The 23878-nt window shown below is 45.1% G+C and carries 24 protein-coding genes, 1 other RNA gene and 1 pseudogene; 18 read left to right on the top strand and 8 right to left on the bottom strand.

Going from position 1 to position 23878, the window contains the following annotated elements; all coding sequences use genetic code 11:
- Positions 1-74: 74 nt before the first annotated feature.
- Positions 75-941, bottom strand: coding sequence for an acetyl-CoA carboxylase, carboxyltransferase subunit beta (gene accD / locus VIB_RS08680; RefSeq protein ID WP_004395568.1), 867 nt, complete (start codon positions 939-941; stop codon positions 75-77).
- A gap of 109 nt (positions 942-1050) precedes the next feature.
- Between accD and VIB_RS08675 the strand changes: the two genes are divergently transcribed.
- The 5 genes from VIB_RS08675 (at position 1051) to VIB_RS08655 (ending at position 4918) form a co-directional block, all read left to right on the top strand.
- Complete coding sequence (locus tag VIB_RS08675; RefSeq protein WP_004395567.1) at positions 1051-1950, top strand: LysR family transcriptional regulator; 900 nt, start codon at positions 1051-1053, stop codon at positions 1948-1950.
- A gap of 256 nt (positions 1951-2206) precedes the next feature.
- Positions 2207-2677, top strand: a complete 471-nt coding sequence (locus tag VIB_RS08670; protein WP_172465326.1) for a hypothetical protein — start codon at positions 2207-2209, stop codon at positions 2675-2677.
- Positions 2678-2932: 255 nt separating this feature from the next.
- Positions 2933-3202, top strand: coding sequence for a PTS sugar transporter subunit IIB (locus tag VIB_RS08665; RefSeq protein WP_004395565.1), 270 nt, complete (start codon positions 2933-2935; stop codon positions 3200-3202).
- A gap of 13 nt (positions 3203-3215) precedes the next feature.
- On the top strand, positions 3216-4472 hold the full coding sequence (locus VIB_RS08660) for a PTS ascorbate transporter subunit IIC (protein WP_004395564.1): 1257 nt from the start codon (positions 3216-3218) through the stop codon (positions 4470-4472).
- Positions 4469-4918 (top strand): PTS sugar transporter subunit IIA, encoded by a 450-nt coding sequence (locus VIB_RS08655; RefSeq protein ID WP_004395563.1) that lies wholly within the window; start codon positions 4469-4471, stop codon positions 4916-4918. Before VIB_RS08660 ends, VIB_RS08655 begins: the two co-directional genes overlap by 4 nt.
- A 63-nt stretch (positions 4919-4981) precedes the next feature.
- Here the strand turns inward: VIB_RS08655 and VIB_RS08650 are convergent, their stop codons facing one another.
- Entirely contained in the window at positions 4982-6196 is a 1215-nt protein-coding gene (locus VIB_RS08650; protein WP_004395561.1) for a pyridoxal phosphate-dependent aminotransferase, read from the bottom strand.
- A gap of 300 nt (positions 6197-6496) precedes the next feature.
- Between VIB_RS08650 and VIB_RS08645 the strand changes: the two genes are divergently transcribed.
- The 6 genes from VIB_RS08645 (at position 6497) to menE (ending at position 13758) form a co-directional block, all read left to right on the top strand.
- Positions 6497-7807, top strand: a complete 1311-nt coding sequence (locus tag VIB_RS08645; protein WP_004395560.1) for an isochorismate synthase — start codon at positions 6497-6499, stop codon at positions 7805-7807.
- Entirely contained in the window at positions 7804-9516 is a 1713-nt protein-coding gene (menD, locus tag VIB_RS08640) for a 2-succinyl-5-enolpyruvyl-6-hydroxy-3-cyclohexene-1-carboxylic-acid synthase (RefSeq protein WP_004395559.1), read from the top strand. Before VIB_RS08645 ends, menD begins: the two co-directional genes overlap by 4 nt.
- On the top strand, positions 9506-10321 hold the full coding sequence (menH, locus tag VIB_RS08635; RefSeq protein WP_004395558.1) for a 2-succinyl-6-hydroxy-2,4-cyclohexadiene-1-carboxylate synthase: 816 nt from the start codon (positions 9506-9508) through the stop codon (positions 10319-10321). The genes menD and menH overlap by 11 nt, the downstream gene beginning before the upstream one ends.
- 46 nt (positions 10322-10367) lie before the next feature.
- Positions 10368-11234, top strand: a complete 867-nt coding sequence (gene menB, locus VIB_RS08630) for a 1,4-dihydroxy-2-naphthoyl-CoA synthase (RefSeq protein ID WP_004395557.1) — start codon at positions 10368-10370, stop codon at positions 11232-11234.
- Between the two features lie 89 nt (positions 11235-11323).
- On the top strand, positions 11324-12313 hold the full coding sequence (menC, locus tag VIB_RS08625; RefSeq protein ID WP_004395556.1) for an o-succinylbenzoate synthase: 990 nt from the start codon (positions 11324-11326) through the stop codon (positions 12311-12313).
- On the top strand, positions 12313-13758 hold the full coding sequence (gene menE / locus VIB_RS08620; RefSeq protein WP_004395555.1) for an o-succinylbenzoate--CoA ligase: 1446 nt from the start codon (positions 12313-12315) through the stop codon (positions 13756-13758). The genes menC and menE overlap by 1 nt, the downstream gene beginning before the upstream one ends.
- 5 nt (positions 13759-13763) lie before the next feature.
- Here the strand turns inward: menE and VIB_RS08615 are convergent, their stop codons facing one another.
- Together VIB_RS08615 and VIB_RS08610 are read right to left on the bottom strand one after the other, a co-directional pair.
- A complete protein-coding gene (locus VIB_RS08615; protein ID WP_004395554.1) occupies positions 13764-15635 on the bottom strand; it encodes an MFS transporter in 1872 nt (623 codons plus the stop codon).
- Positions 15636-15651: 16 nt separating this feature from the next.
- Positions 15652-16242 carry a TetR/AcrR family transcriptional regulator gene (locus tag VIB_RS08610; protein WP_040904408.1) on the bottom strand — a complete coding sequence of 197 codons (591 nt, stop codon included), beginning with the start codon at positions 16240-16242 and terminating at the stop codon, positions 15652-15654.
- A 198-nt stretch (positions 16243-16440) separates the two neighbouring features.
- On the opposite strand from VIB_RS08610, the gene VIB_RS08605 reads away from it, so the two are divergent.
- Both VIB_RS08605 and VIB_RS08600 read left to right on the top strand, forming a co-directional pair.
- Complete coding sequence (locus VIB_RS08605; RefSeq protein WP_004395552.1) at positions 16441-17310, top strand: Tim44 domain-containing protein; 870 nt, start codon at positions 16441-16443, stop codon at positions 17308-17310.
- 101 nt (positions 17311-17411) lie between these two features.
- Positions 17412-17732: a DUF1244 domain-containing protein gene (locus tag VIB_RS08600; RefSeq protein ID WP_004395551.1), complete on the top strand. Its 321-nt coding sequence runs from the start codon at positions 17412-17414 to the stop codon at positions 17730-17732.
- Positions 17733-17805: 73 nt separating this feature from the next.
- Here the strand turns inward: VIB_RS08600 and VIB_RS08595 are convergent, their stop codons facing one another.
- Entirely contained in the window at positions 17806-18294 is a 489-nt protein-coding gene (locus tag VIB_RS08595; RefSeq protein ID WP_040904867.1) for a copper resistance protein NlpE, read from the bottom strand.
- Between the two features lie 369 nt (positions 18295-18663).
- Positions 18664-19731 carry a PLP-dependent cysteine synthase family protein gene (locus tag VIB_RS08590; protein WP_004395549.1) on the bottom strand — a complete coding sequence of 356 codons (1068 nt, stop codon included), beginning with the start codon at positions 19729-19731 and terminating at the stop codon, positions 18664-18666.
- 162 nt (positions 19732-19893) lie between these two features.
- Here VIB_RS08590 and VIB_RS08585 point away from each other — a divergent pair, with 162 nt between their 5' ends.
- Complete coding sequence (locus VIB_RS08585) at positions 19894-20346, top strand: Lrp/AsnC family transcriptional regulator (protein WP_170905997.1); 453 nt, start codon at positions 19894-19896, stop codon at positions 20344-20346.
- A gap of 10 nt (positions 20347-20356) precedes the next feature.
- On the opposite strand, the gene tesB is transcribed toward VIB_RS08585, so the two are convergent.
- Both tesB and VIB_RS08575 read right to left on the bottom strand, forming a co-directional pair.
- A complete protein-coding gene (gene tesB / locus VIB_RS08580) occupies positions 20357-21214 on the bottom strand; it encodes an acyl-CoA thioesterase II (RefSeq protein ID WP_004395547.1) in 858 nt (285 codons plus the stop codon).
- A 194-nt stretch (positions 21215-21408) separates the two neighbouring features.
- Positions 21409-21710 (bottom strand): annotated as a pseudogene (locus tag VIB_RS08575) (MGMT family protein).
- A gap of 52 nt (positions 21711-21762) precedes the next feature.
- Between VIB_RS08575 and VIB_RS08570 the strand changes: the two are divergent.
- The 4 genes from VIB_RS08570 (at position 21763) to VIB_RS08560 (ending at position 23670) form a co-directional block, all read left to right on the top strand.
- Entirely contained in the window at positions 21763-22506 is a 744-nt protein-coding gene (locus VIB_RS08570) for a VP0952 family biofilm-associated protein (RefSeq protein ID WP_004395546.1), read from the top strand.
- A 163-nt stretch (positions 22507-22669) separates the two neighbouring features.
- Positions 22670-22766, top strand: an RNA gene (gene ffs / locus VIB_RS17290) — signal recognition particle sRNA small type.
- 174 nt (positions 22767-22940) lie between these two features.
- Complete coding sequence (locus VIB_RS08565) at positions 22941-23156, top strand: TIGR02450 family Trp-rich protein (protein WP_040904407.1); 216 nt, start codon at positions 22941-22943, stop codon at positions 23154-23156.
- Positions 23157-23367: 211 nt separating this feature from the next.
- A complete protein-coding gene (locus VIB_RS08560; RefSeq protein ID WP_040904405.1) occupies positions 23368-23670 on the top strand; it encodes a hypothetical protein in 303 nt (100 codons plus the stop codon).
- Positions 23671-23878: the final 208 nt, after the last annotated feature.

Raw genomic sequence — 23878 nt, 5'->3', positions numbered from 1 at the left:
ATAATCAGAGAGGCAGACTGAGCGCTAATAATGAACCATGACAATGTAGCTCTTATATAATTAAAACCCTATTGTTATTGATCCACAGCTATTGTCGTCTTGGTCATCTTTGCAATTAAGCTGCCGACTCTTTGGCGCATATCACGTCTATCGACAATCATATCTAGAGCGCCATGTGCTAAGAGAAACTCACTTTGCTGAAAATTTTCGGGTAATTTTTCGCGAACGGTTTGCTCTATCACTCGGCGCCCTGCAAACCCGATTCTTGCTTTTGGTTCGCCAATATTAATATCACCCAGCATCGCTAAGCTTGCAGAGACACCACCATAAGTTTGATCGGTTAGGACAGAGATATAGGGTAATTTAGCCATGGCCAGTTGTCTGAGAGCTGCGCTGGTTTTGGCCATTTGCATCAAAGCGGTGAGTGACTCTTGCATTCGAGCGCCACCACAAGCAGAAAAACACACCAATCCACACTGGTTATCAATAGCTGTGTCAACTGCCCGCACGAAACGTGCTCCCACCACAGAGCCCATTGAGCCAGCCATAAAAGAGAATTCGAAGGCACAGGCAACAATAGGTAAACCCATTAGTTTCCCTTTCATTACCACCAGTGCATCTTTTTCTCCGGTATTTTTCTGAGCGAGAGCAAGGCGTGTTTTGTAGCGTTGTAGATCTTTAAAATTGAGCACATCTTTAGGTTCATATTCACTGCCAATTTCAATGCGATCTTCACTATCCAAAAAATGATCCAAACGTTGACGGGCAGTCATTCTCATATGGTGATCACATTTGGGACACACCGCCAAATTTTCTTCCAGTGCAATCCGGTATAAGATCTGTTCGCAAGCAGGGCATTTAGTCCATATTCCCTTGGGAATGGATGCCTTGCGATTACTAATTCTATTCTTCTTGTCTAACAGTCTTTCTAACCAACTCATGGGAAACTTTAATCCAGTTAACTTTAGTAAAGGGTATTGTATAAGCCTATTTCTGGTAATAAAGTGTTGATTATTGGTTTTACAATCCCACCTTATGGGACTAAGTGCGATGCTTGATAAGATTGATCCGCAGTGGTTAACCAGTTTTCACTGTGTTTATGAACACAACAGTTTTAAACGGGCTGCAGAATTTTTAGGGTTACCGACATCCAACATCAGCCGTCATATTGCGTTATTGGAGGAGCGATTAGATACTCGATTATTTACCAGAACCACACGCCGAATTATTTCAACAGATGCTGGAGAGCATCTTTATTTGTGTACGCAGCCATTGTTGGATAAGCTTAATCAGGCTCTTGAAGAGGTCGCTCAGCATTCTCATGCCGTTGTGGGAGAATTGAAGATTTTAATGCCAGATTCGCCAGCTTTAGCCGAGGCCGTGGTTTCTTTTTGTAACCAGTATCCGTCAGTTTCATTATGTTGCGATACCAGCATCAATCCTAAAGAGGATTTATTGGACGGTTTTGATATTGTGCTAAGTTTTCAGCGGGGAAAACTTGAAGACAATAGTTGGGTAGCTAGGGAAATTCAACGCTGGCAAAGTGCTGTGGTGGCCTCCCCCAAAATCCTACAACGTTTTCCCAGACCTTTTCAGCTTGCCGATTTGAAACAGGTTCCCTGTATCAATAGTTTTACTGTATTGCATGGCAACCCGTGGATATTTAAAAATGCTAAAGGTCAGTTGATTACGCAAAAAGTAGCGTCTTCGTTTAAGGTCAACAGCGGACATCTTGCAAAAACAGCGGCTATTTCTGGTTTAGGTTTTGCGATATTACCTAGGGCATTTTGCCAAGCAGAGATACAAGCTGGCATGTTAGAGGTCATCGAGATGGAATATCAGCCTGACGATCTCGTGCTGTATGCTTTTTATGCTTCCCGCCGGCATTTAGCGAAAAAAATTCCGATCTTCATTGAACATCTAAAATATCACGCCAGTCTCGTTGCTTGAGAGGTCTACAAGGATCCATAAACTCAATTTCTCAACCAGCAAAGACGTCACAGAACATAAAAAGCGGATCATGATTAGGAGCCGCTATGGCATTATCTTACTTTTGCATTCTCATTAACGAGGCTAAATGACTAGCAATAGAACCTAATCGTTTCTCTCAAGCTGTAGAGCATATATACTTTGAGCGAGCCACTTCTTTGTCTCGATACGAAAGTGGTAAAGGTAGTATTAGGAATTTAGGATGTTAATTAAAAAAATGGATGCACCCCATGATATGCAAGTCGGTGCAAGATTTGAAACTAAAAAGCATGGCTATGTTGTTGTTGTTGAATACTACAATACCCATACAGTCATTGTCGCTTTTGAAAATACAGGAAATATTCGGTCAATTACAGCTGCTAAGTTGCGCAATGGTCAAGTTTTTGATCGTTCAGTTCCCCCTCAATCTTCAATGGTGGGTGAGAAAATTGAATCGGTAAAACACGGCACTCTCACGATTGTGCAAGTTGAGTCTGAGAATATTGTGGTTCTCGAAAACAGCGCAGGCGAGCAAGTGCGTATGATCATGGCTGCGGTACAAAAACTTCGAGATAGTGATGAATCACTGGATCCATCACAGCAACCCGTTAAATTACCCACATCATTAACTGCTTTAACTAAGCGAAGCAAAAAAACTAAAGATGTTAATAGCTTACTCAAAAAGATGCTTTCTGATTACGGTAAATAGTCGCATCTTATCGTACTATTTAGGGGCTTTACCCTATCCATAAAAAATCACTAGCTCTCGATCACATATTTTATGTTGATATTTCGTGTCGAGTTTTATCGATAAAATACTTTGTTATTTAGTGATCTGCGTCACGAGGTCAATCTGACTTTGTGATGATTGTCATTTTATTTTTTTGTCATTTGGTTATTATTTTTTCATCCAGTAATGGGAATGAAAAAATATTCTTAATTAACTCTACAGAGAAATAATATTATGAAAAAAATTATGGTTGTATGTGGTAATGGCCTTGGCACATCATTAATGATGGAAATGGCAGTGAAAGAGGTCGTCGCTAAAATGAGTCTAGATGCAGAGATCGACCATGAAGATTTATCTTCTGCCTCATCAAGCAAAGCGGATATTTGGGTAGCAGCAACGGATATTGCTAATCAATTAAAAGACCAAGGTAAAGAAAATATAGTAAGCCTAGCAAATATTTTCGATAAAAATTCAATCGAAGAACAATTAAAAAAATTCATATAAGGAATTATGAACGATGGAAAATTTCTTTGAATTTATGCTTGGCTTGTTAAAAGAGCCAGCGATCATGGTCGGTCTTATTGCCTTTATCGGCTTAGTGGCACAAAAGTCTGATATTTCGACCATCCTAAAAGGGACAATAAAAACCGTAATGGGTTTTTTGATTTTAGGTTTTGGTGCTGGTGCTCTTGTGGGTGCTCTCAATAACTTTTCAACCGTTTTTATTGAAGCGTTTGGTGTAAGTGGTGTTATTCCAAATAACGAGGCGATTGTGGCTCTAGCACAAGAAGCTTTTGGTTATGAAATGGCATTGATTATGTTCTTTGCTTTCATGGTGAACATTTTGTTAGCACGCTTTACACCATTAAAGTTTATTTTCCTAACCGGTCACCACACCATGTTTATGTCAATGTTGGTTGCGGTCATCCTATCTACTGCGGAAATCAAAGGCGCATTATTAGTAGCAATCGGCTCAGTTATTGTTGGGTCGTTAATGGTAATTATGCCAGCACTGGTACAGAAGTATACAGAAAAGGTCATGAATACTGATCAGCTTGCTATGGGCCATTTCTCGACATTCTCTTATATTATCGCTGGTTTTATTGGCTCTAAGTTTGGCGACAAATCAAGGTCAACAGAAGACTTGAATGTTCCTAAAAGTTTAATGTTTTTACGTGATACGCCAGTTGCAGTAGCGGTAACAATGTCGCTATTTTTTATGATTTCTTCTATTTTTGCGGGTGGTGAATTCGTAGAAATCGTTTCAGGTGGTCAACACTGGATAGTATTTACTTTTATTCAATCGCTAATATTTGCTGGTGGTGTTTATATCGTACTGCAAGGTGTGAAGATGCTTATTGCTGAAATAGTACCAGCATTTAAAGGCATTTCTGATAAGTTAGTGCCGGGTGCTCGTCCTGCTCTCGATTGTCCAATGGTATTTCCCGTAGCGCCTAATGCGGTATTAATTGGTTTCTTGTCCTCATTTGCTGCTGGCCTTGTCGCAATGGCAGTACAGGGTGCACTTGACTGGACAATCATTGTTGCAGGTGTAGTACCTCATTTCTTTGTCGGCGGTGCAGCAGGCGTATACGGCAATGCAATGGGAGGCTTGCGTGGTGCAATCCTTGGTTCTTTTACTCAGGGTTTATGTATTTCGTTCCTGCCGATGATGCTGTTACCTGTACTGGGTGGTTTAGGTCTTGAAGCAACAACGTTTGCAGACTTCGATTTCGGTGTTGTAGGTTTGATTCTTGGATGGGTTGTCTCATGAGTATTTTTAATTTAATTGGCGACAACGGAATTGTTATTTCAAACGAAAAAAACTTAACTGTTGACGCTGCATTAGAACTCGCCTGTTCGACACTCATCGCTCAAGGTAAAGTGAATAAAAGCTATCTAGATGCGATCAAAGAAAAACATCAAGAAATTGGTGCATATTATGTGCTGGCACCTAAAATTGCCATGCCGCATGCTCGACCAGAAGATGGGGTTAATGAAGCTGGCTTACAAGTAACGATATTTAAACACGGTGTAGATCTAGAATCGGAAGATAATGGCGATGTTTATTTATCAGTAACTCTGGCAGCAGTAGATTCAGACAGTCATATTCAAACCATTGTCGCTTTATCTGAATTATTCCAAAATGATGATGACATAAATGCAATCATTTCTGCAGAAAGCAAAGATGATATTGTGAAGATTCTGAAGCAATATTAACTTTTTATAAATATGGCATCAAATAAGCCCTCAATAACTTGAGGGCTGCTATTTAAATAAGATTTATTGACTATAAGTACTTAAAAAACGTTCGAAGCGGCCGATGGCGACTTCCAAATCCTCAACGTGCGGTAAGGTTACGATGCGGAAATGATCCGGCTTTGGCCAGTTAAAGCCAGTGCCTTGCACCAGTAGTACTTTTTCTTGGATCAAGAAGTCTAAAATCATTTTTTGATCGTCTTTGATACTGTATTTTTTGGTATCAATTTTCGGGAATAAGTACATGGCCCCTTTGGGTTTCACACACGAGACACCAGGGATTTGGTTGATCAGTTCCCAAGCACGATCGCGCTGCTCCAACAAACGGCCACCAGGTAAGATAAGCTCATTAATACTTTGATAACCACCAAGGGCGGTTTGAATCGCATGCTGCATCGGCACGTTAGCGCATAAACGCATGGAGGCGAGCATGTCAAGGCCGGCGATATAGCCTTCGGCTTGATGCTTAGGGCCAGTTAAGAACATCCAACCACCACGAAAACCACACACGCGATAAGCTTTCGATAAACCGTTGAATGTCACTACTAATACATCTTCGGTTAGTGTAGCGACTGAAGTGTGCACGGCACCATCGTAGAGAACTTTATCGTAAATCTCATCAGCAAAAATCATCAACTTATGTTGACGAGCAATCTCAATCACTTCCAGCAAGAAGTCTCGGCTATACACTGCGCCGGTCGGGTTGTTGGGGTTAATCAGAACAATGCCACGAGTTTTAGGGGTGATTTTCTTTCTAATATCATCCAGATCCGGATACCAATCGGCTTGTTCATCACACAGATAATGCACCGCAGTGCCGCCAGAGAGAGCCACCGCAGCGGTCCATAATGGATAATCTGGAGCTGGGACTAGCATCTCATCGCCGTTGTTGAGTAACGCTTGCATTGACATGACGATCAGTTCAGACGCGCCATTACCAATGTAGACATCTTCGACATCGAGGCTGCGAATACCGCGTTTTTGGTAATACTGAACCACCGCTTTACGAGCGGAGTAGATCCCTTTTGAATCACAATAACCTTGGGAAGTAGGGAGGTTGCGGATCACATCAACTAAAATTTCATCTGGGGCATCGAAGCCAAACGGGGCCGGGTTGCCGATATTGAGCTTTAGTATTTTATGCCCTTCTTCTTCCATGCGTTTAGCATGTTTGAGTACTGGACCTCGAATGTCGTAGCAGACATTATCGAGTTTTGACGACATCCCGATATTTTGCATTGTAAAATTCCTGAAATTTATTAAAAAACTTTATTAAACCAGTCTAGATTGCCTTTTTTAAGAATATAAATCTATAGCTAAGGGGTTTTCGTGACGATATTCTTTAGGGCTGAGGATTAGCGATATCAGTTCAGTAGATGCCTTGATGGGTTTTAATGGCCCACAGTAATGTTAAATAGTTAAATAGATCCCTTCAGAGGCGGGAGAAGGTCAAAAAAGAGTAGTTGCAACCTTGATTTACGCCAACGCTGTCAATAGAGTAGCCGCTGTTAATCGAATCTCATAGTCGACGAGGTCGCTTTGTCTCATTTTCATCAAGCCATTGCTCGGTTGATAGAGCAAATCAAGAACGCAAAGGATAACGACGTTCGTTTTGTCCAAACATTAATAGGACCACCGCCTTTTGCGTTGATCGATTGGCTTGAAGCCCAGCCTCTATTTCCTAAGTTTTATTGGCAGTCTCGTGATGGACGCGAAGAGGTGGTGGCTGTTGGTCAATTGTATACCTTTACCGAACCAGCGCCAGCTTACGCGATTTTAGGTGATAATCAGCGAGTCTGGGGGGGACGCTCGTTTGATGGTCAGACCGATAAAAACCGGCGTTGCATGTCATCGTTTTTTTTCTTACCGCAAGTGGAAATTATCCGTTTTGATCAGAGTTGGAGCGTGGCTGCCAATTTTATTGCCCAAGATCGCCAGCGCACGTTAGCGACCTTGGAGAAGTTACATCGCGAGGTGGCTCCGCTATCGCGCTTGCATAGTCAGGTTTTGCAGGTCGAGCATTTACCCAAGCAAAGCCATTGGAGTGAGTTGGTCAGTCGAGCATTAACCAGCATTGAGCAGCAGCAGTTTAAAAAAGTGGTGTTAGCTCGCCAAACGCGTTTAACCCTTGATAACCCAATCAGCGCTGCGCAATTACTCAAAGCTAGCATTGCTGATAACCAGCGTAGTTTTCATTTTTTGTTAGCTCTGGATAGTAAACACAGTTTTATCGGCTCAACGCCAGAGCGTCTATACTACCGACAAGGCCAAGAGTTACAAACTGAAGCCTTGGCCGGAACCATTGGCCGTGGCGATACGGCTGAGCAGGATCAACAACTGGCGGATTGGCTCATTCATGATGGTAAAAACCTCAATGAAAACCAATATGTGGTGGATGATATTATTGAGCGTTTAACCCCTTTGGCTGAGCAGGTTGAAGTGGAAAGCCACGCGCAGTTACTTACGCTGCGTCAAGTGCAGCATTTAAAGCGTGATATTGTCGCGCAGCTCAAGCCAAGCATCAATGGGGTGCAGCTACTGAGCGCGCTACAACCTACCGCCGCAGTGGCCGGCTTACCTCGTCAACCCGCGTTAGATTTTATCACCGAACATGAACCGTTTGCTCGCGGTTGGTACGCGGGTTCGATGGGCTATTTTAGTCACCAACAAGCGCAATTTTGCGTGGCTATCCGCAGTGCGCTGGTGGTGGAAAATTGTGTTCAGCTTTATGCGGGTGCCGGCATTGTACCGGGCTCTATCGCTGAGCATGAATGGCAAGAGCTGGATAAAAAAATGTCCACCTTACTCAGTTTGATCACCAATCAACCACCATTAGGGACCGCCTTATGAATCAAGACCAAGCATTACTGAATCGAATTTGGTCGCAGACTCTATTAGAGGAGTTGACTCGCTTTGGCGTTACTCAAGTGTGTATCGCGCCCGGTTCGCGTTCGACGCCACTGACTTTAGAAGCCGCGGCTAATCAACAACTGCAAATCCATACTCACTTTGATGAGCGTGGTCTAGGATTTTTAGCCCTCGGTTTAGCCAAAGCCAGTCAAACACCGGTGGCGGTGATTGTCACTTCCGGTACCGCCGTGGCTAATTTACTGCCGGCGATTGCTGAGTCGAAGTTGACCGGAGAAAAATTGATAGTATTAACCGCCGATCGGCCACGTGAGCTGGTGGATTGTGGGGCTAATCAGGCGATCGTGCAAAATAATATTTATGGCTCGCATGTGACTCAAGCTATTGATTTACCAAGCCCAACTTTGCGCTTGCCATTATCTTGGTTATTAACCACGGTTGACGATGCCTTGCAGCAACAAAGGATGCTGGGTGGCTCAGTTCATATTAACTGCCCTTATCCAGAGCCACTTTATTCTAGTCATGAGCGTGAATTATACGCAGACTATCTCGCGACGGTTGACGCATGGCGTCAAGGTCAGCAGCCTTACAGCCAACGTTATCAAACCCTGAGCGCACCATTGCCAAGTGATAATGCGTTGTTAAGCCAAAAAGGGCTAGTGATCATTGGTTCTTTACCCTTAGTTCAAGCTCAAGCGGCGTTAACGTTTGCCGAGCAACTTGGTTGGCCGGTGTTGTGCGATCCTCAATCTGGGGTGAGCAGTGAATGGGCCCACTACGATTTATGGCTACAAAATAGCACGGCAAGAGCCCTGCTGAGTGAATGCCAGCATGTGGTTCAATTTGGCGCTCGAATCGTTTCCAAACGTTTAAGCCAGTGGTTAGAACAACAACTGACAAAAGCGAGCTGTGGTTACACTTACATTAGCCCCCAAGTCGCGCGCAATAACCCTAGCCATGCCGCGCAGCAGCATTGGTTGTGCGATGCGGTATCTTGGGTTGAGCATCAATTGGCTAAGCAGCACGCATTACAAACGCTACATGCTGGTTGGGCAGATGAGCTGAAAGCGTATGCCTCAAGCATTGCCCAGCTTGCAAAGCTGCATCTATCGCAACCCCAGTTAAGTGAAGTGGCGGTGGCTTTGGATCTCACCGAGCGTGGCGCTGCCAGTACTCTGTTTATTGGTAATAGTTTGATCGTGCGTTTAGTGGATATGTTCAGTGAGCTCAAACAGCGTGAGGTATTTTCCAACCGCGGCGCATCAGGCATTGATGGACTGGTGGCGACGGCTGCAGGGGTTCAGCGAGCATTGAATAAGCCGATGTTGATGTTACTCGGTGATACCTCACTATTGTATGATCTCAATTCGTTAGCTTTAGTACGCACGCCACCACAACCGCTAGTGATTGTGGTGATCAATAACGATGGCGGCGCGATTTTTGATTTATTACCGGTTCCCGAAGCGCAGCGAACGGCGTTATATCAGATGCCACATGGCTTAAATTTTGAATTTGCGGCTAAGCAATTTGCCCTCGATTATCAAGCGCCGGAAACTCTAGTGGCTTATCAACAAGCCATTGATCAGCACTTAAAGGCCGGAAAAGGGACGTTAGTGATTGAGGTGATAACCCCATCACAACAAGCCGCTGAACATCTTAAGCAACTGATGTCACAAATTCATGCTTTATAGTCAGTGGTTACCGAAGATTGAGCCGGCTCAACCTGCACAGAATAACGCTGTGCAGCCGGTGGTGGTTTTTTTGCATGGTTTTTTGGGCTCGAGTCAAGATTGGCAAATGGTTGTCGAGCGGCTGCGTGGCGTGTATTCACTACTATTGATTGATTTACCGGGGCACGGTCAGAGTCGCCATCTTGGTTGCAGCGATTTTGCCGATGTTTGTCAGCAGATAGCGCAAGTTGTCACCGCTCATTGCCCTCCGACAACGCCTCTCTGGTTGGTTGGCTACTCTCTGGGGGCAAGATTGGCAATGCTGGGTTGTACTCAGGGTTGGTTTGACGCGCTCAATATTCAAGGCTTAGTCATTGAAGGCGGCCACTTTGGGTTAACCACTGAGGAAGAGAAGAACGCCCGTTGGCAGCACGACCAACATTGGGCCGCGCGCTTTGCTCACCAACCGATTGCTCAAGTTCTCACCGATTGGTATCAGCAAGCGGTATTTTCTTCACTGAATCATGAGCAAAGACAAACCTTAGTCACATTACGTAGTGATAACCTTGGTTCTGCGGTCGCAGGCACGTTGCTCGCCACTTCTCTTGCTCGTCAGCCGGATACGTTGCCTAAGCTGCAATGTCTGCCGTTTTCGGTCTATTATGTGTGTGGGCAAAACGATGCCAAGTTTTACCAGCTCGCCCAGCAAAGTGATTTGCACTACCACGTTGTCGAGCAGGCTGGACACAATGTTCATCACGAGTGCCCTGAGTCGTTTGCTCACCTTGTCACTCGGCTGGTCGCCTCAAGTAATAACAGAACTTAACGTTGATTGATTTCGATAACCTAGACAATAACAATGGAAATTCACCATGGCTAAAACAGTAGGCATTTCAGAACAAGAACTCTATGCTCCCGTTGAATGGCAAGATTGCAGCGGCGACTATCAAGATATTCATTACCATAAATCAGCCGATGGCATTGCAAAAATCACCATTGCGCGTCCACAGGTGCGTAATGCTTTTCGCCCACTGACCGTAAAAGAGATGATCCAGGCTTTAGCTGATGCTCGCTACGATGAGGGTGTTGGGGTGATCATTTTAACTGGCCTCGGTGAAAAAGCATTTTGCTCTGGGGGCGATCAAAAAATTCGTGGCGATTACGGCGGTTATCAAGATGATAGTGGTACTCATCATCTCAATGTGCTGGATTTCCAGCGTCAAATTCGCACTTGCCCTAAGCCTGTGATTGCTTCTGTCGCCGGTTGGGCCGTCGGTGGTGGTCATGTATTACATATGATGTGTGATTTAACCATTGCTGCCGACAATGCTCAGTTTGGTCAAACCGGCCCTAAGGTTGGCTCGTTTGATGGCGGCTGGGGCGCGTCGTATATGGCGCGCATCGTAGGGCAGAAGAAAGCGCGGGAAATTTGGTTCCTATGCCGTTTTTACGATGCACAAGAAGCCTTAGATATGGGCTTAGTTAACACGGTGGTGGCGGTTGAAGATTTAGAAAAAGAGACCGTACGCTGGTGCCGTGAAGTGCTGCAACACAGCCCAATGGCGCTGCGCTGCTTAAAAGCGGCGCTGAATGCCGACTGTGATGGGCAAGCGGGCCTGCAAGAGTTAGCGGGCAATGCGACCATGCTGTTCTACATGACCGAAGAAGGGCAAGAGGGACGTAACGCGTTTAATGAAAAACGTCGTCCTGACTTTAATAAATTTCCCCGTAACCCGTAATTCACCTCTTTAGCTCTATCTCTTATCGGCCATATTGGAACTGATGAGGGATAGATGTCTTCCACCGCATTTAACTAAAAGGATTCACCATGCGCAGTGCCAAGCTTTATCAATATCAATTACCCATGGATAGCGGAGTGATTCTTCGCGATCAAAAACTGACTCAACGTGAAGGATTTATTGTTGAACTAGAGCAAGATGGGCAAATTGGTCGCGGAGAAATTGCGCCATTGATAGGCTTTAGTCGCGAGTCTTTGCAAGAAGCAGGAGCGTTAGCGAAAGAGCAATTAGCCTTATGGGTACAAGGGAAAGAGGTTCAGATTGGCAATGACTTTCCTTCAGTTGCCTTTGGTTTATCGATGGCGCAGATGGAGCTGGCAGGCGAGCTTAGTTCCGAGGGGCAATACCATTGCGCCCCATTGTGCAGTGGCGACCCTGATGAGTTGATCCCGCTACTTAACGCTATGCCGGGGCAGAAAGTCGCCAAAGTTAAAGTTGGTCTGTATGAGCCGATCCGCGATGGCATGCTGGTGAATTTGTTTTTAGAGTCGATGCCAGATCTGCAATTGCGACTTGATGCCAATCAAGCATGGAGCAAAGAGAAAGCGGCTAAATTTTCCCAATATGTCTCGCCTTCGGTGCGCGGCAGGATAGCGTTTTTAGAAGAACCTTGCCGCTCACCAAGCGATAGCCTTGCTTTTGCCATTGATAGCGGTATTGCTATCGCATGGGATGAAACCTTACAACATGCGGTGCAGCAAGCGGATTTTCAGTTAGAAGATTTAACTGGGGCCAAAGCGATCGTGATTAAACCGACGCTGATTGGTTCAGTGCAAACTTGCCAAGCTTTGATTGAAAAAGCGCGCAGTTTGGGCATTCAAGCGGTGATTAGCTCGAGTTTAGAATCAAGCTTAGGTTTAACTCAGCTCGCTCGGTTATCCCATTGGTTGTTGCCAGAGACCATCCCGGGCTTAGACACGATCGGTTTATTTAAAGCTCAGCTAGAAACCCCTTGGCCGGGCTGCACCTTACCAGTACACACTTTAGATCAACAAACGCTCGTGTGGCAATCGGCTTAATGAACACTCCTTGGCGACAGTGGCAGCAGCGCGATCCGCAGCGTATTGCGTTGCAGCTTGAGCAGCAAACACTCACTTGGCAACAATTGACCGAACAAGTGGATCAATACGCTGCAGCGTTGGAGCTGGACGGTTTACGTTCTGGTGATGTATTAACCTTGGTGGGTAAAAACCAGCCATCGATACTGCTGTGGTTATTAGCCGCTATGCAGCAAGGGGTTATTTGTGCCATCACTATGCCGCAGCCAACTGCGCAACTGACAGAAAAGTTAGCGCGTTTATACGGTCCAAACCCTGCTTGGTTATGGATTTCCCCGTCGCTGAATTCATTGGTTGATGAACTGGCTAAGTGTTATTCATCGCCATTGCAGTTTATTGACCTTCCCCCGGTTAAGCCGTTTTCAAGTGCGGTATCAGACACCGAAATGGACGGAGTCTCTGCTTCGTCAACAGCTTATGAGCTAGATACTCTGGCGACGCTTATTTTTACCTCTGGTTCCATGGGCGTCCCTAAAGCGGTGGCGCATACTCATCGCCAGCATTTTGCTTCTGCTGAGGGCTTATTAGAGCGGTTTGCGTTTACCGAGCAAGATACTTGGCTACTCAGTTTGCCCCTTTATCATGTCTCTGGACTGGCGATTGTTTATCGCTGGCTAGCGGTAGGCGGCTGTTTAAAACTGGCAACAGGTCAATTACTCGATGACATTCAACAGGTCAGTCATGCTTCTTTGGTGGTGACGCAGCTGCAACGACTGTTAGCCAGCCAACAACCCCTTAGCTTAAGCCATGTTTTACTGGGTGGCAGTCATATTCCACTGACCCTCGCTCAGCAAGCGGCTCAGCAAGGGATCGAAACTTGGATTGGTTATGGGATGACGGAGGCAGCGTCTACGGTGACCGCCAAACCAGTAGATGAGACAGCGAGTGCTGGCCAAGTGCTACCGAAACGGCAAGTAAAAGTGGTCGATAAGCGGATTTGGATAGCAGGGGAAACCCTAGCCAGTGGTTATTATCAACAAGGGATACTCACGCCATTAACCAATCAAGATGGTTGGTTTGATAGTGGTGATTTGGGGGCTTGGTATAACGATGAACTGTGCATTATTGGCCGCGCGGATAACTTGTTTATCTCGGGCGGAGAAAATATTCACAGTGAAGAGATTGAAACCGTGTTAGCTCGTCATCCTCAGATTGAGTTAGCGGTAGTTGTCCCCGTGCAAGACGTCGAATTTGGCGCGCGCAGCATTGCCGTGCTGCGTTGTCATTCATTACCTGATCAAAAGCTACTCGGTGAATGGTTGGCGGATAAGCTGGAAAAATTCAAACATCCTATCGCTTACTGGCAGCTGCCTGACACTCTGGCCGAGAGCGGTATTAAGATTTCACGTCAAGCGGTGAAAAACTGGTTTGCCGATCAGCAAAGTCGTTATACACCACTAGACTAGATCTATCAGCGCCAATCACCACGTAGCTGAGCGACTTTTTGTTGCATTAGCTCGGTGTTGGCCTGTCCACTGGTCACTGCCTCGCCTGCTTCAATCTCAATTTTACCCCATAGCTTACGGGGTAAACTACGACAGGCACGGCCCTTGTAACGGCTAAAAAAGCTACCCCATAAGCCTTTAATTGCCATCGGGATCACCGGTACTGGGCTACGTTTTAAAATCACGTCTATCCCGCGCATAAAAGGAGCGATCTCGCCATCACTGGTTAGGCGACCTTCGGGGAAAATACACACCAAGTGGCCTTCTTGCAGCGCTTGATCGACTTCAGCAAAGGCGCGGCGAATCGAACTGCGTTTATTGGCACAAATCGGGATCACCCCAGCTCGATTGAGTAACGGCCTTAAGATAGGAATATTCGCGTAATCTTCTTCCATCACGAAGCGGATCAAACGTGGGCAAACCGCGCTGAGCAATAAGGCGTCCATATAACTGACATGATTACAGACAATCAGTGCGCCGCCTTGCTCAGGCAGATGGTGTAAATTTTTATGCTTCATTCGATAAATGCTGTGGGTTAAGGCCCACACTACCAAGCGCAGCACAAAAATAGGTACTTGTAAGAACAGGTAAGTTGTCACTAACACATTGAGCACGGCAAGTAGAATAAACAGCTGCACAATGGTTAATTCAAGTAGGCTTAAGCAGACAATACCGAGCAGTGCGCTGCCCACCATAAATAGCGCGTTATAGATATTTAAGGCCGCGATGACTTGTGCTCGTTCAGTGACTTTGGCTCTTTGCTGAAGTAGAGCATAAAGTGGCACAATAAAAATACCGCCAGAGACGCCCAATAACAGTAAATAACTAAACAGGGGCCATAGAGCTTGGTGGCTAATAAAATCACTAAATTGTGTAAAAGGAGGTAAAACAGCGGGAAGGCTGGCGGCCATCAGATAGCCAAATAAGCTAATACCTAAACTGCCGAGTGGCACCAGTCCGACTTCGATGCGATGGTTAGAGAGTTTATCACAGGTGAGTGAGCCTATCGCAATCCCAACAGAGAATAAGGCCAGCAAAAATGACACCGCGCTTTCGGTGCCACCAAGAAACAGTTTAGTGAAATTTGGAAACTGGGTGAGATAAGTCGCGCCTAGAAACCAAAACCAACTGATCGCCATGATCGATTGAAAAATGGTTCTATCTTGTTTGGCAATCGCCAGCGTAGTGCGGGTATGCTGAACAGGACGAAAAGTAAACACCAAGTTTGGATCGCTGGCAGGGGCGATAGGAATAGAGCGACTAGCAAGATAGCCGAGTAGGGCGAAAAGGATAACCGCTCCGGCGGCAATATAATGAGCATGATCGAGCGAAGCGATAACGCCAGCGCCAATCGTACCGAGTAATATAGCGAGAAAGGTGCCCGTTTCCACTAATGCATTGCCCGGAACCAGTTCATTGGTTTTTAATTGTTGAGGCAGCAGCGCGTATTTGACGGGGCCAAAAAACGCCGATTGCGTGCCCATTAAAAACAGCATAAATAGTAGAAGATCATAGCTTTGGGTGATAAAACCTATCGCGCCAATACACATAATGGCGATTTCAAACAGTTTTACGCGGCGGATAAACCACGATTTTTCGTATTTATCGGCTAATACCCCCGCTGAGGCTGAAAATAAGAAAAACGGTAGCACGAATAAGCCGGCAGCAAGGTTAATAAATAGGTGACTGGAGATGGATAACGTATCCACAGCGGCAAAAGCCACAAACAGCAACAACACGTTTTTAAAGATATTATCGTTAAATGCGCCAAAAAATTGGGTGATAAAATAGGGAAGAAAACGTCGTTGTGTTAACAATGAAGATTGAGAACTGTGCATGGTTTTGCCTTAATGGTTACCAGTTAGCCAAATATTGGCTCAGTAAATCTTCAATCAATGCTTTACCATCGACCGGCTCAGCGGTAAAAAATTTATCATCAACACTCAATAACGTAATACCATGCACGCCAGCCCATAATACGCGACTCGTGCGTAATACTTCTTGTGCGCTGCGATGAGGTGCAATTACTTGCAATAGCGCTTCTAGCATGCTGGTCATGCCATTGATTCGTTCTGCTTGCCATTCTGGAAGATCTTCGCCATTCATATTGTGTTCAAAAATCAACTGCCAACGGTAGGGGTGCTTTTGAGCAAAGTCATGATAACAGTAGGCTAGTTTATACAGCGCTTTTTTAGGGTCTGTGCATTTTTTTACGGCTAACTTAGATTCTGAAGCCAGCTCATCGAGCGTTTGTGCAACAACATGTAAAAGAAGCAAGTTATAGCTACCAAACACATTGACCAAGGTGCTTGGTACATAACCTATCATACTGGCGATTTTTCTTAGGCTAAGTTCGTGATAAGAGTGCTTGCTTAAGAAAGCTTTGCTGGCTTTTAAGGTAAGAGAGATCAACTCCTCGCGAGTATGATCGTTGCGTCTGGCCATAAGTTGTTGTTAAACCGCATAATCAAAAAAGAACAATGTTCGATATTCTAGAGAGTGTCTGGGAGAGCGTCAACTCAATAAGGCTGCAATATTCTGATACATGTCAGTCAGGCAAAAGGTTTGCTTAGCGTCTTGAAGTGACTATGATGACAAAGAATAAAAGCCTTTTGTACCTAATGACATCCCCTGAGGAAATATATGAAGCGTTTGTTTTCTTTTATGGCGTTACTGATGATCACTGTCATGGTGATTCCTGATGCTGAAGCTCGACGGATGGGCGGTGGTAAATCGTTTGGTCAGAACCATCGAACCGCGCCTGCACAAAATCATCAACAGCAACAAGCGACTCCGCAACGTCAGCAAAATAATCAGCAACCTGCTGCGACCAACAGTCGCGGAGGCTTAATGGGCGGCCTAATGGGTGGCTTACTGGCTGGTGGCCTACTGGCCGCGTTTTTTGGTGGTGCCTTTGAAGGTATCCAATTTATGGATATTTTGATCTTCGGTCTGATAGGGTTTGCACTCTTTAAGCTTGCTCGTCATTTTCTGGCCGGTAAGCAGGGTAGCCTTAATCCTCGTCAGCCAGCTTATAACACCAATGTCCATCGTCAAAGTTTTGAGCAAGCTCCTGAGCAGGAATTTAAACCTGCAGCGAGTTCTGGATTTGGTTCAACCATGCATAACGATGTGCCCCATAACTACCCACCTGGTTTTGATAAAATCGCCTTCATTAATGGTTCACGTGAGCACTACCGTATTTTGCAGGGTGCTTGGAACCATAACCAGCTTGAGACGATTGAGGAATACGTATCGCAAAGTTTATTCTCTGATTTGAAAGCCGAAAGAGAAAAGCTTGACCAGCAGCCACAAACTGAAGTGATGTATGTGGACGCGGAGATTGTTCGTGCCGATTACGATGATCGTAAAGCGCAACTTAGCTTACAATTTACGGGTCGTTGCCGAGATTTAGGCGATGAAACGGAAGAAGAAATTTTAGATATTTGGCATTTAGAGCGTGATTTAACGCAACCTAACGCGCCATGGTTAATTGTTGGTATTCAAGGCTGATGATCAGCGTTGGATGATTGATGAACGCCCAAGCTTGTCTTGGGCGTTTTGCTATCTTGAGATAAGCTAATGCTACCGCTCACTACTAAAAAGGAAACATCATGTCAGAAGCGAACATTCAACACTTAACTCAAGAACAACAAGATAAAATCGATGCGGCAGTCTTTCGTCGTCTGTTAGCGCATTTAGATAATAATAAGGACGTTCAGAATATTGACCTGATGATTTTGGCTGGTTTTTGTCGTAACTGTTTTTGTAAATGGTATCAAGCGGAAGCTGAGACGATAGGGATTGAAATGGATATTGATAAGGCGCGTGAGCGCATTTATGGCATGAGCTATGATGAGTGGAAAGCTAACTATCAATTACCTGCAACACCAGAGCAAGCGGCGGCTTTTGCCGCACGCCAGCAAAATTCTTAATCTTGGTTTTATCCCCAAACACTCTATTTTTAGGTGGTTGGGGATAAGTGAAAAGCATTTATCGAAGCAACGGCTATTGTTTTTTAAGATTATACAAAGACGCTAAATCGCCAGTAATTCTCTCGCCATTAGTGTCTAATTTCATCAACATGTTTTCACCGACAAAGTATTGATTGGGTGAATCCGATTCCCCGTCTAAGGTGATGACGCTGCCATTGTTTTCCCAGTGGAATTTTCCTTGAGAGACAAATGGAGCTGCTTGCTCTTTACCTTGATAAACTTGAGTAAGTTGATAGGTCAGATCATCATTTAATACCAAGGTATATTCAATGCCGGCACAATCTGCGCAGGGGAGTACGCCTTGATAGGTTCCTTGCCAATCTAAACTATTGTAAGCGGTGTGTTCGCTTTTAAACGCTTCATCGATTACTGACTCATCATCATTAACATCGATGGTCACGGGAGCGGTTTGTGACTCTACAGGGGCAGAGGCTTGCTGTTGATTATCACAGCCAGCCAACACTAAGGTCAGTGCACTGACGACAAAAAGAGATTTTTTGATCATATTCTATACCTTCAATTGAAACGGACGTTGTGATAGCCACCGGCCTTATCTATGAGCCGTTCGACGACGGTGTGAAGTCGTTGGTGACTGAGGTCGTTATTATTCATCAAATGAACGTTAACCGCGTCAGATAGGCGTCATGTTTTCGACATTCGCTGTCAGAGAACGGTCATCGTTAAAACAAAAGCCACATAATCAATAGCTTGATGTTATCCCCTTCCTACTTAAAGCTGCAGCGGTGTTAGCTACGTTTGTTTATCCCAATCGTATAGTCTGTCTATGCTCATGGGGACTCACTTACCGCCAACCTGCAACTCCAAGTCGTTTGGAGATAGATCTATTAATTTTCAATCGTCAAGGATAGCTTTAATCCAGTTGGCCTGTAAGCTGAAACGTCTCTAACTTATCGGCGTAAGGTGCTAAGTCACCGATGTTGTGTGCTAGCCACTCTGGGTTGTAATAAGTATCCAAATAACGCTCACCACTGTCGCATAATAAGGTCACAATTGAGCCTTGCTCACCGCGCTGTTTCATCTCACTGGCTAGCTGAAGTGCGCCATAAAGGTTGGTTCCGGTTGATGCGCCGGCTTTTCTTCCCACGATCTTTTCTAACCAATGAATGGTAGCGATACTGGCCGCATCGGGGATTTGTCTCATCTCATCAACCACATTGGGAATAAAACTCGGCTCGACACGTGGTCGGCCAATGCCTTCAATTTTACTGCCGCACTGCAGCGTTAACTCACTATTGCGCGTTTGGTAATAATCGAAAAATACCGAGTTTTCTGGGTCGACGACGCACAGCTTAGTATTATGTTGCTGATAACGGATAAAACGGCCAATGGTCGCGGAAGTGCCGCCGGTGCCTGGGCTCATCACAATCCAACTTGGAATGGGATGATCTTCCCGTTGCATTTGCTGAAAAATACTATCGGCGATATTACTGTTACCACGCCAGTCGGTGGCTCGCTCTGCATAAGTAAATTGATCCATATAATGACCGTTTAATGCTTGTGCTAAGCGGCGAGACTCAGCATAAATTTGATCGCTGCGATCGACTAAATGTGCTTTGCCACCATAAAACTCAATTTGTTCGATTTTCTTACGCGCGGTGCATTTCGGCATCACCGCAATAAAAGGCAGGCCCAGTAAGCGGGCAAAATAGGCCTCAGAAATCGCAGTGCTGCCAGAAGAGGCTTCAATAATTGGCGTATCTGGACCAACCCAGCCATTACATATCGCATACAAAAACAAAGAGCGAGCCAAGCGATGTTTGAGCGAGCCAGTGGGGTGCGTGCTCTCATCTTTAAGATAAAGGTCAATCCCCGCAATGCTAGGCAGATCGAGCTTAATTAAATGGGTATCAGCCGAGCGTTGAAAATCGGCTTCGATTTTACGAATCGCGTTATTAATCCATTGATGGTCGGTACACATGGTGGCGTTCTCACAGTCATGGTGAGCAATTGCTCATGAGTTAATGCTGATAATGTACGTTGTGTGAGGGAGAAAAACTTGGTTATCTTGCCTTTGATTTGCTAATTTAAGAGAATTATTTTCTCTATAATATAATTGCTATAGAAATAAAAGGTGGTGGATATGGATCGAATTGATAAACAGTTACTGGCGATGTTGCAAAAAGACAGCACGTTATCGCTCAATGAATTAGCCGATGCGGTCAATTTAACCAGCACGCCATGTTGGAAACGATTGAAAAAGCTCGAAGAGTCGGGGGTGATCAGCCAACGGGTGGCGCTGCTCGATCCAGAACGTTTAGGGCTGTCTTTTATCGCTTTTGTGATGGTCAAAACCAGTGATCACTCCCATGAGTGGTATCAACGGTTCGTTAATACCGTGGAGGATTTTCCGGAAGTGATGGAATTTTATCGCATGGCTGGTGAGTATGATTACATGATGAAAGTACTGGTCAAAGACATGAAAAATTTTGACCAGTTCTATAAAAAACTGGTCAATAGTGTCGATGGTTTAAACAATGTCACTTCCACCTTTGCGATGGAGTCTTTGAAATACACCACCGCCTTACCGCTTTAAAGGAAGCGTTTTATTTAAAACGCATCACCCCTTCTTGTACCGCTGTTGCCACTAAAGCCCCTTGCTGGTTGTAAATCTCGCCGCGCACTAAACCACGGGTATTGCTCGCGGTTGGGCTTTCAATTGCATAAAGCAGCCATTCATCCATTTTAAACGGGCGATGGAACCAGATCGAATGATCGATCGTCGCCACTTGGAAATTCGGCGTCATCAGTGAGACTTGATGAGGATGCAGCGCGGTAACGAGAAATCCCCAGTCTGACGCATAACCGAGTAAGTATTGATGAATTAACTGATCATCAGGCACTTCACCATTCGCGCGAATCCATAAATATTGTTTAGGCTGTTCTTTTTGTGGTTTTAACGGATTAATCACCGTCACAGGGCGGATCTCAATCGGTTTCTCACCGCAAAACGCGTTACGAATTTTTTCTGGCAATAAATGGGCAATTTGCGCCGCTAGCTCAGATTCTGAAGCAAAATTTTCTGGCCCGGAAATATTAGGCATCGCATTTTGATGCTCAAACCCCGGCGCTTCACCATGATAAGAAGCGGTGAGATAAAAAATCGGTCGACCGTTTTGAATCGCTTTTACTCGGCGGGTGCTAAAGCTACGACCGTCACGTAGGTTTTCTACATCATAAATAATTGGTTTTTCAGGATCGCCCGGATACAAAAAATAGCTATGGAAGGAATGGACGGTGCGATCGGAATCTACCGTGTAACGGGCCGCCGAGAGCGCTTGCCCAATCACTTGACCGCCATAGACTTGGGGTAAACCAAGGTTCTCGCTTTCACCTCGGTACAAACCTTCTTCAAGCTTTTCAAGCTGTAGTAGGCGTAATAATTCGCTTAGTGGTTTACTCATGACCCTCACCTAATGATGGTTGTTTGTATACCCTTCCTACCTGCAACTCCAAGTTGTTTGGGTATAGACTAAAATTAGTTCACTTAAGTATTAGCCACTATTTTGTGAAATAGGTCAAATATTTGTCAAGAGGGAATGTGATTTATGAAACATGTTGAAACGATCCCTCGCCCCTTTGCTGATGAGATAAACGTCTAAGGTCGCCATTGATACTGGCGTAGTGAAATTTTTCCAGATGAATTGATCACAACCTGTTCGGCAAGCAGTAAAGCGTGTTGACGCGCTTTATCGGCCCCGCTCAACGATGACTCACCTCGGCCATTAATCACTCTAAACCAAGGTAGTTTGCTGCCTTGCGGCAATCGGCTTAACACTTTTCCTACCTGACGAGCATAGCCCGGATAGCCCGCTAAATGCGCAACTTGCCCATAGGTCGCTACTCGACCAAAAGGAATTTGGTGCACCACGGCAAAGATTTGTTGAGAAATTGGTCCATACTCATAAAGCCCTAGTTCAATGGTTACCACGGATAGGTATAAGGAGAGGGTATGATAGTGTCGGTTATGCAATTTATGATCACCATAATCTTAGCGATTGTCTGTGGTCAAGCCCTAGGTTTGAGTGAAGGCAATTGGTCATTGATCGCTTTATTAGTGCCAGCACTGTGGGTGTTGCCTCGCAGTGGTAATGCGGGCTTGGTGTTGTTGGGCGGTTTACTGGTCTATGGCTTCACGCTGTCTTACCAGCCAGCCGCGTTATCTGTGAGTATGTGGGTTATCTTCCCATTACTGATGGTCGCTTTTTCTGCGCCACGCCATAAAGGGGTTATGGTGATTTGTGGTTTAATTTTGCTGACGCTGCAAGTCGGAATTATGACCACGCAATCAGCAGGTAAGCTTGATGGCACTCCGGTCATGACGGTATTACAAATACTCTCGGTGAGCGCGATATGGTGGGCGGTTAATAGTTGGAAATACACGCCTTCATCGGCTCGCCACTGGTGGGCATTATTATTGTTGCTGCCTTTGTGGATTGCTGAATTCACCTTCGCGGTTGTTATTTCATTGTGCGTGACTGGGTTAATGGCCATCATCAATAAACTTGTGAAGCAAAGAGCAGAGCATTGGCCAACGTTATTGTGCTGGACGCTACCGTCGGTGGCGTTTATGGGCATCGTGCTGGCTCCGGCCATCGAAGTACCCAAACCGGTCTTTGTGGTTTGGCTATGCTTGCTCGCGACAGCGTGGATGACGGACTACCTACTGAAAAGCAGTGAAGAGCAGATAGAGTAGTACAAAACTCCACCATCATTGCCTGAGAATAAAAAGATTGCTCAATTGCTGCCCAGTTAACCCGCCTTTATTGATTTTATGAGAGCGGAGGGTTGCAATAGAGGAGGGGATGCCGGATAATCCTCGCACTCTTTAGCCAAGGCGCTAAAGTGCTCTATGGAGGCCCTGGTCCTCCCGCAACACTAGTTCGTGAACTTGGTCAGGTCCGGAAGGAAGCAGCCACAGCGAATGACGTGTGTGCCGGGATGTGGCTGGGGCTTCCACCCATCTAGCTGTCTCTGAAATTCAAATCTCATTCTTTTAAACGTATAAAATATCCCACACTTTCAGCCTATCTGTCTCGATATAAACGGAACAGCGAACTGAACTTAAACCGCTATCGTTCGTATTACTGATTATTATTTTCAATAAATTCAGTTTATTACGGAGTTAGTATGAACCAGATAAACCCAGCTAAGTTACGAAATAGTAAATGGACGGCGGTAAAGCCGCTTAAACGGGAAAAGCATTTTTTGATTTCAGAGGTTGAGTATGATGAAGAGGGTGCAGTGATGTCATGTTTACTTGAATCCGTGCTGTCGAGAAATGAATATTCAATAGACTGGCTTGAACTCAAAAATGAGGAAAAATGGCGTCAAGGCTGGAAGTAGTTGCTCCCTTCGCAACGCTTTAAACGTTTTCTCCATACCACCTTGCAGATTTATTGCGCGTTAACATCGCAGCGTGACGATGCCTTGCAATAGCTTTTGTCGCTTGTCCCAAGAGGTGCCAAGTGAGCTGGAGTCAATTTCACTGCCCAATGTTGTTTAAGACAAGGTAGACTGACAGGTTTTTAACGTGGTTCAATCGGGAGTTTGTTTTATGCGCAAGTCAGATAAGAAGGTTGAGAATCTCATTAGAGAAGTGTTAACCGAAGTTTGTGAAAGCACGTTAAAAGATTACGATGGTTTCCTTTGGGTGACTCATACGGTCAAATACACTTCTTTTCCACAAAGCTTAGCAATAGTCTGCGTATTTGAAACCAATCAGCATCGAGCCAACTTTTTACAGGGAGAAGGCCGCCTGCATGTCTCAGCTACTATTCAAAAGGCGTTTAATCAGGTAGGGGTACCATTAAAGAACGCCGATAAGCAAATCAGCTACGATATTCAGCAAAAGCGTTAGTGCGGCCATTAATCAAAGTGAATTGTGGCTGTAGGGGTATCAAAGGCTTTATTTTATAAGTTTTGAATAAAGCCAGAAAGTTAAGCCTAGCTTCTTGATCTGAACGATGAATCAAGCTCGCTTAAATTCAGAGCTATGCCGGAGTAAACTCATTTTTGCCCCAAAGTGTGTTTGGGGCAATTCTATATTACACGAGAGCAGGGCTGTT

This window comes from Vibrio metschnikovii CIP 69.14 (assembly GCF_000176155.1).
GTDB lineage: Bacteria > Pseudomonadota > Gammaproteobacteria > Enterobacterales > Vibrionaceae > Vibrio > Vibrio metschnikovii.
This window is presented reverse-complemented; position numbering and strand designations above follow the sequence as displayed.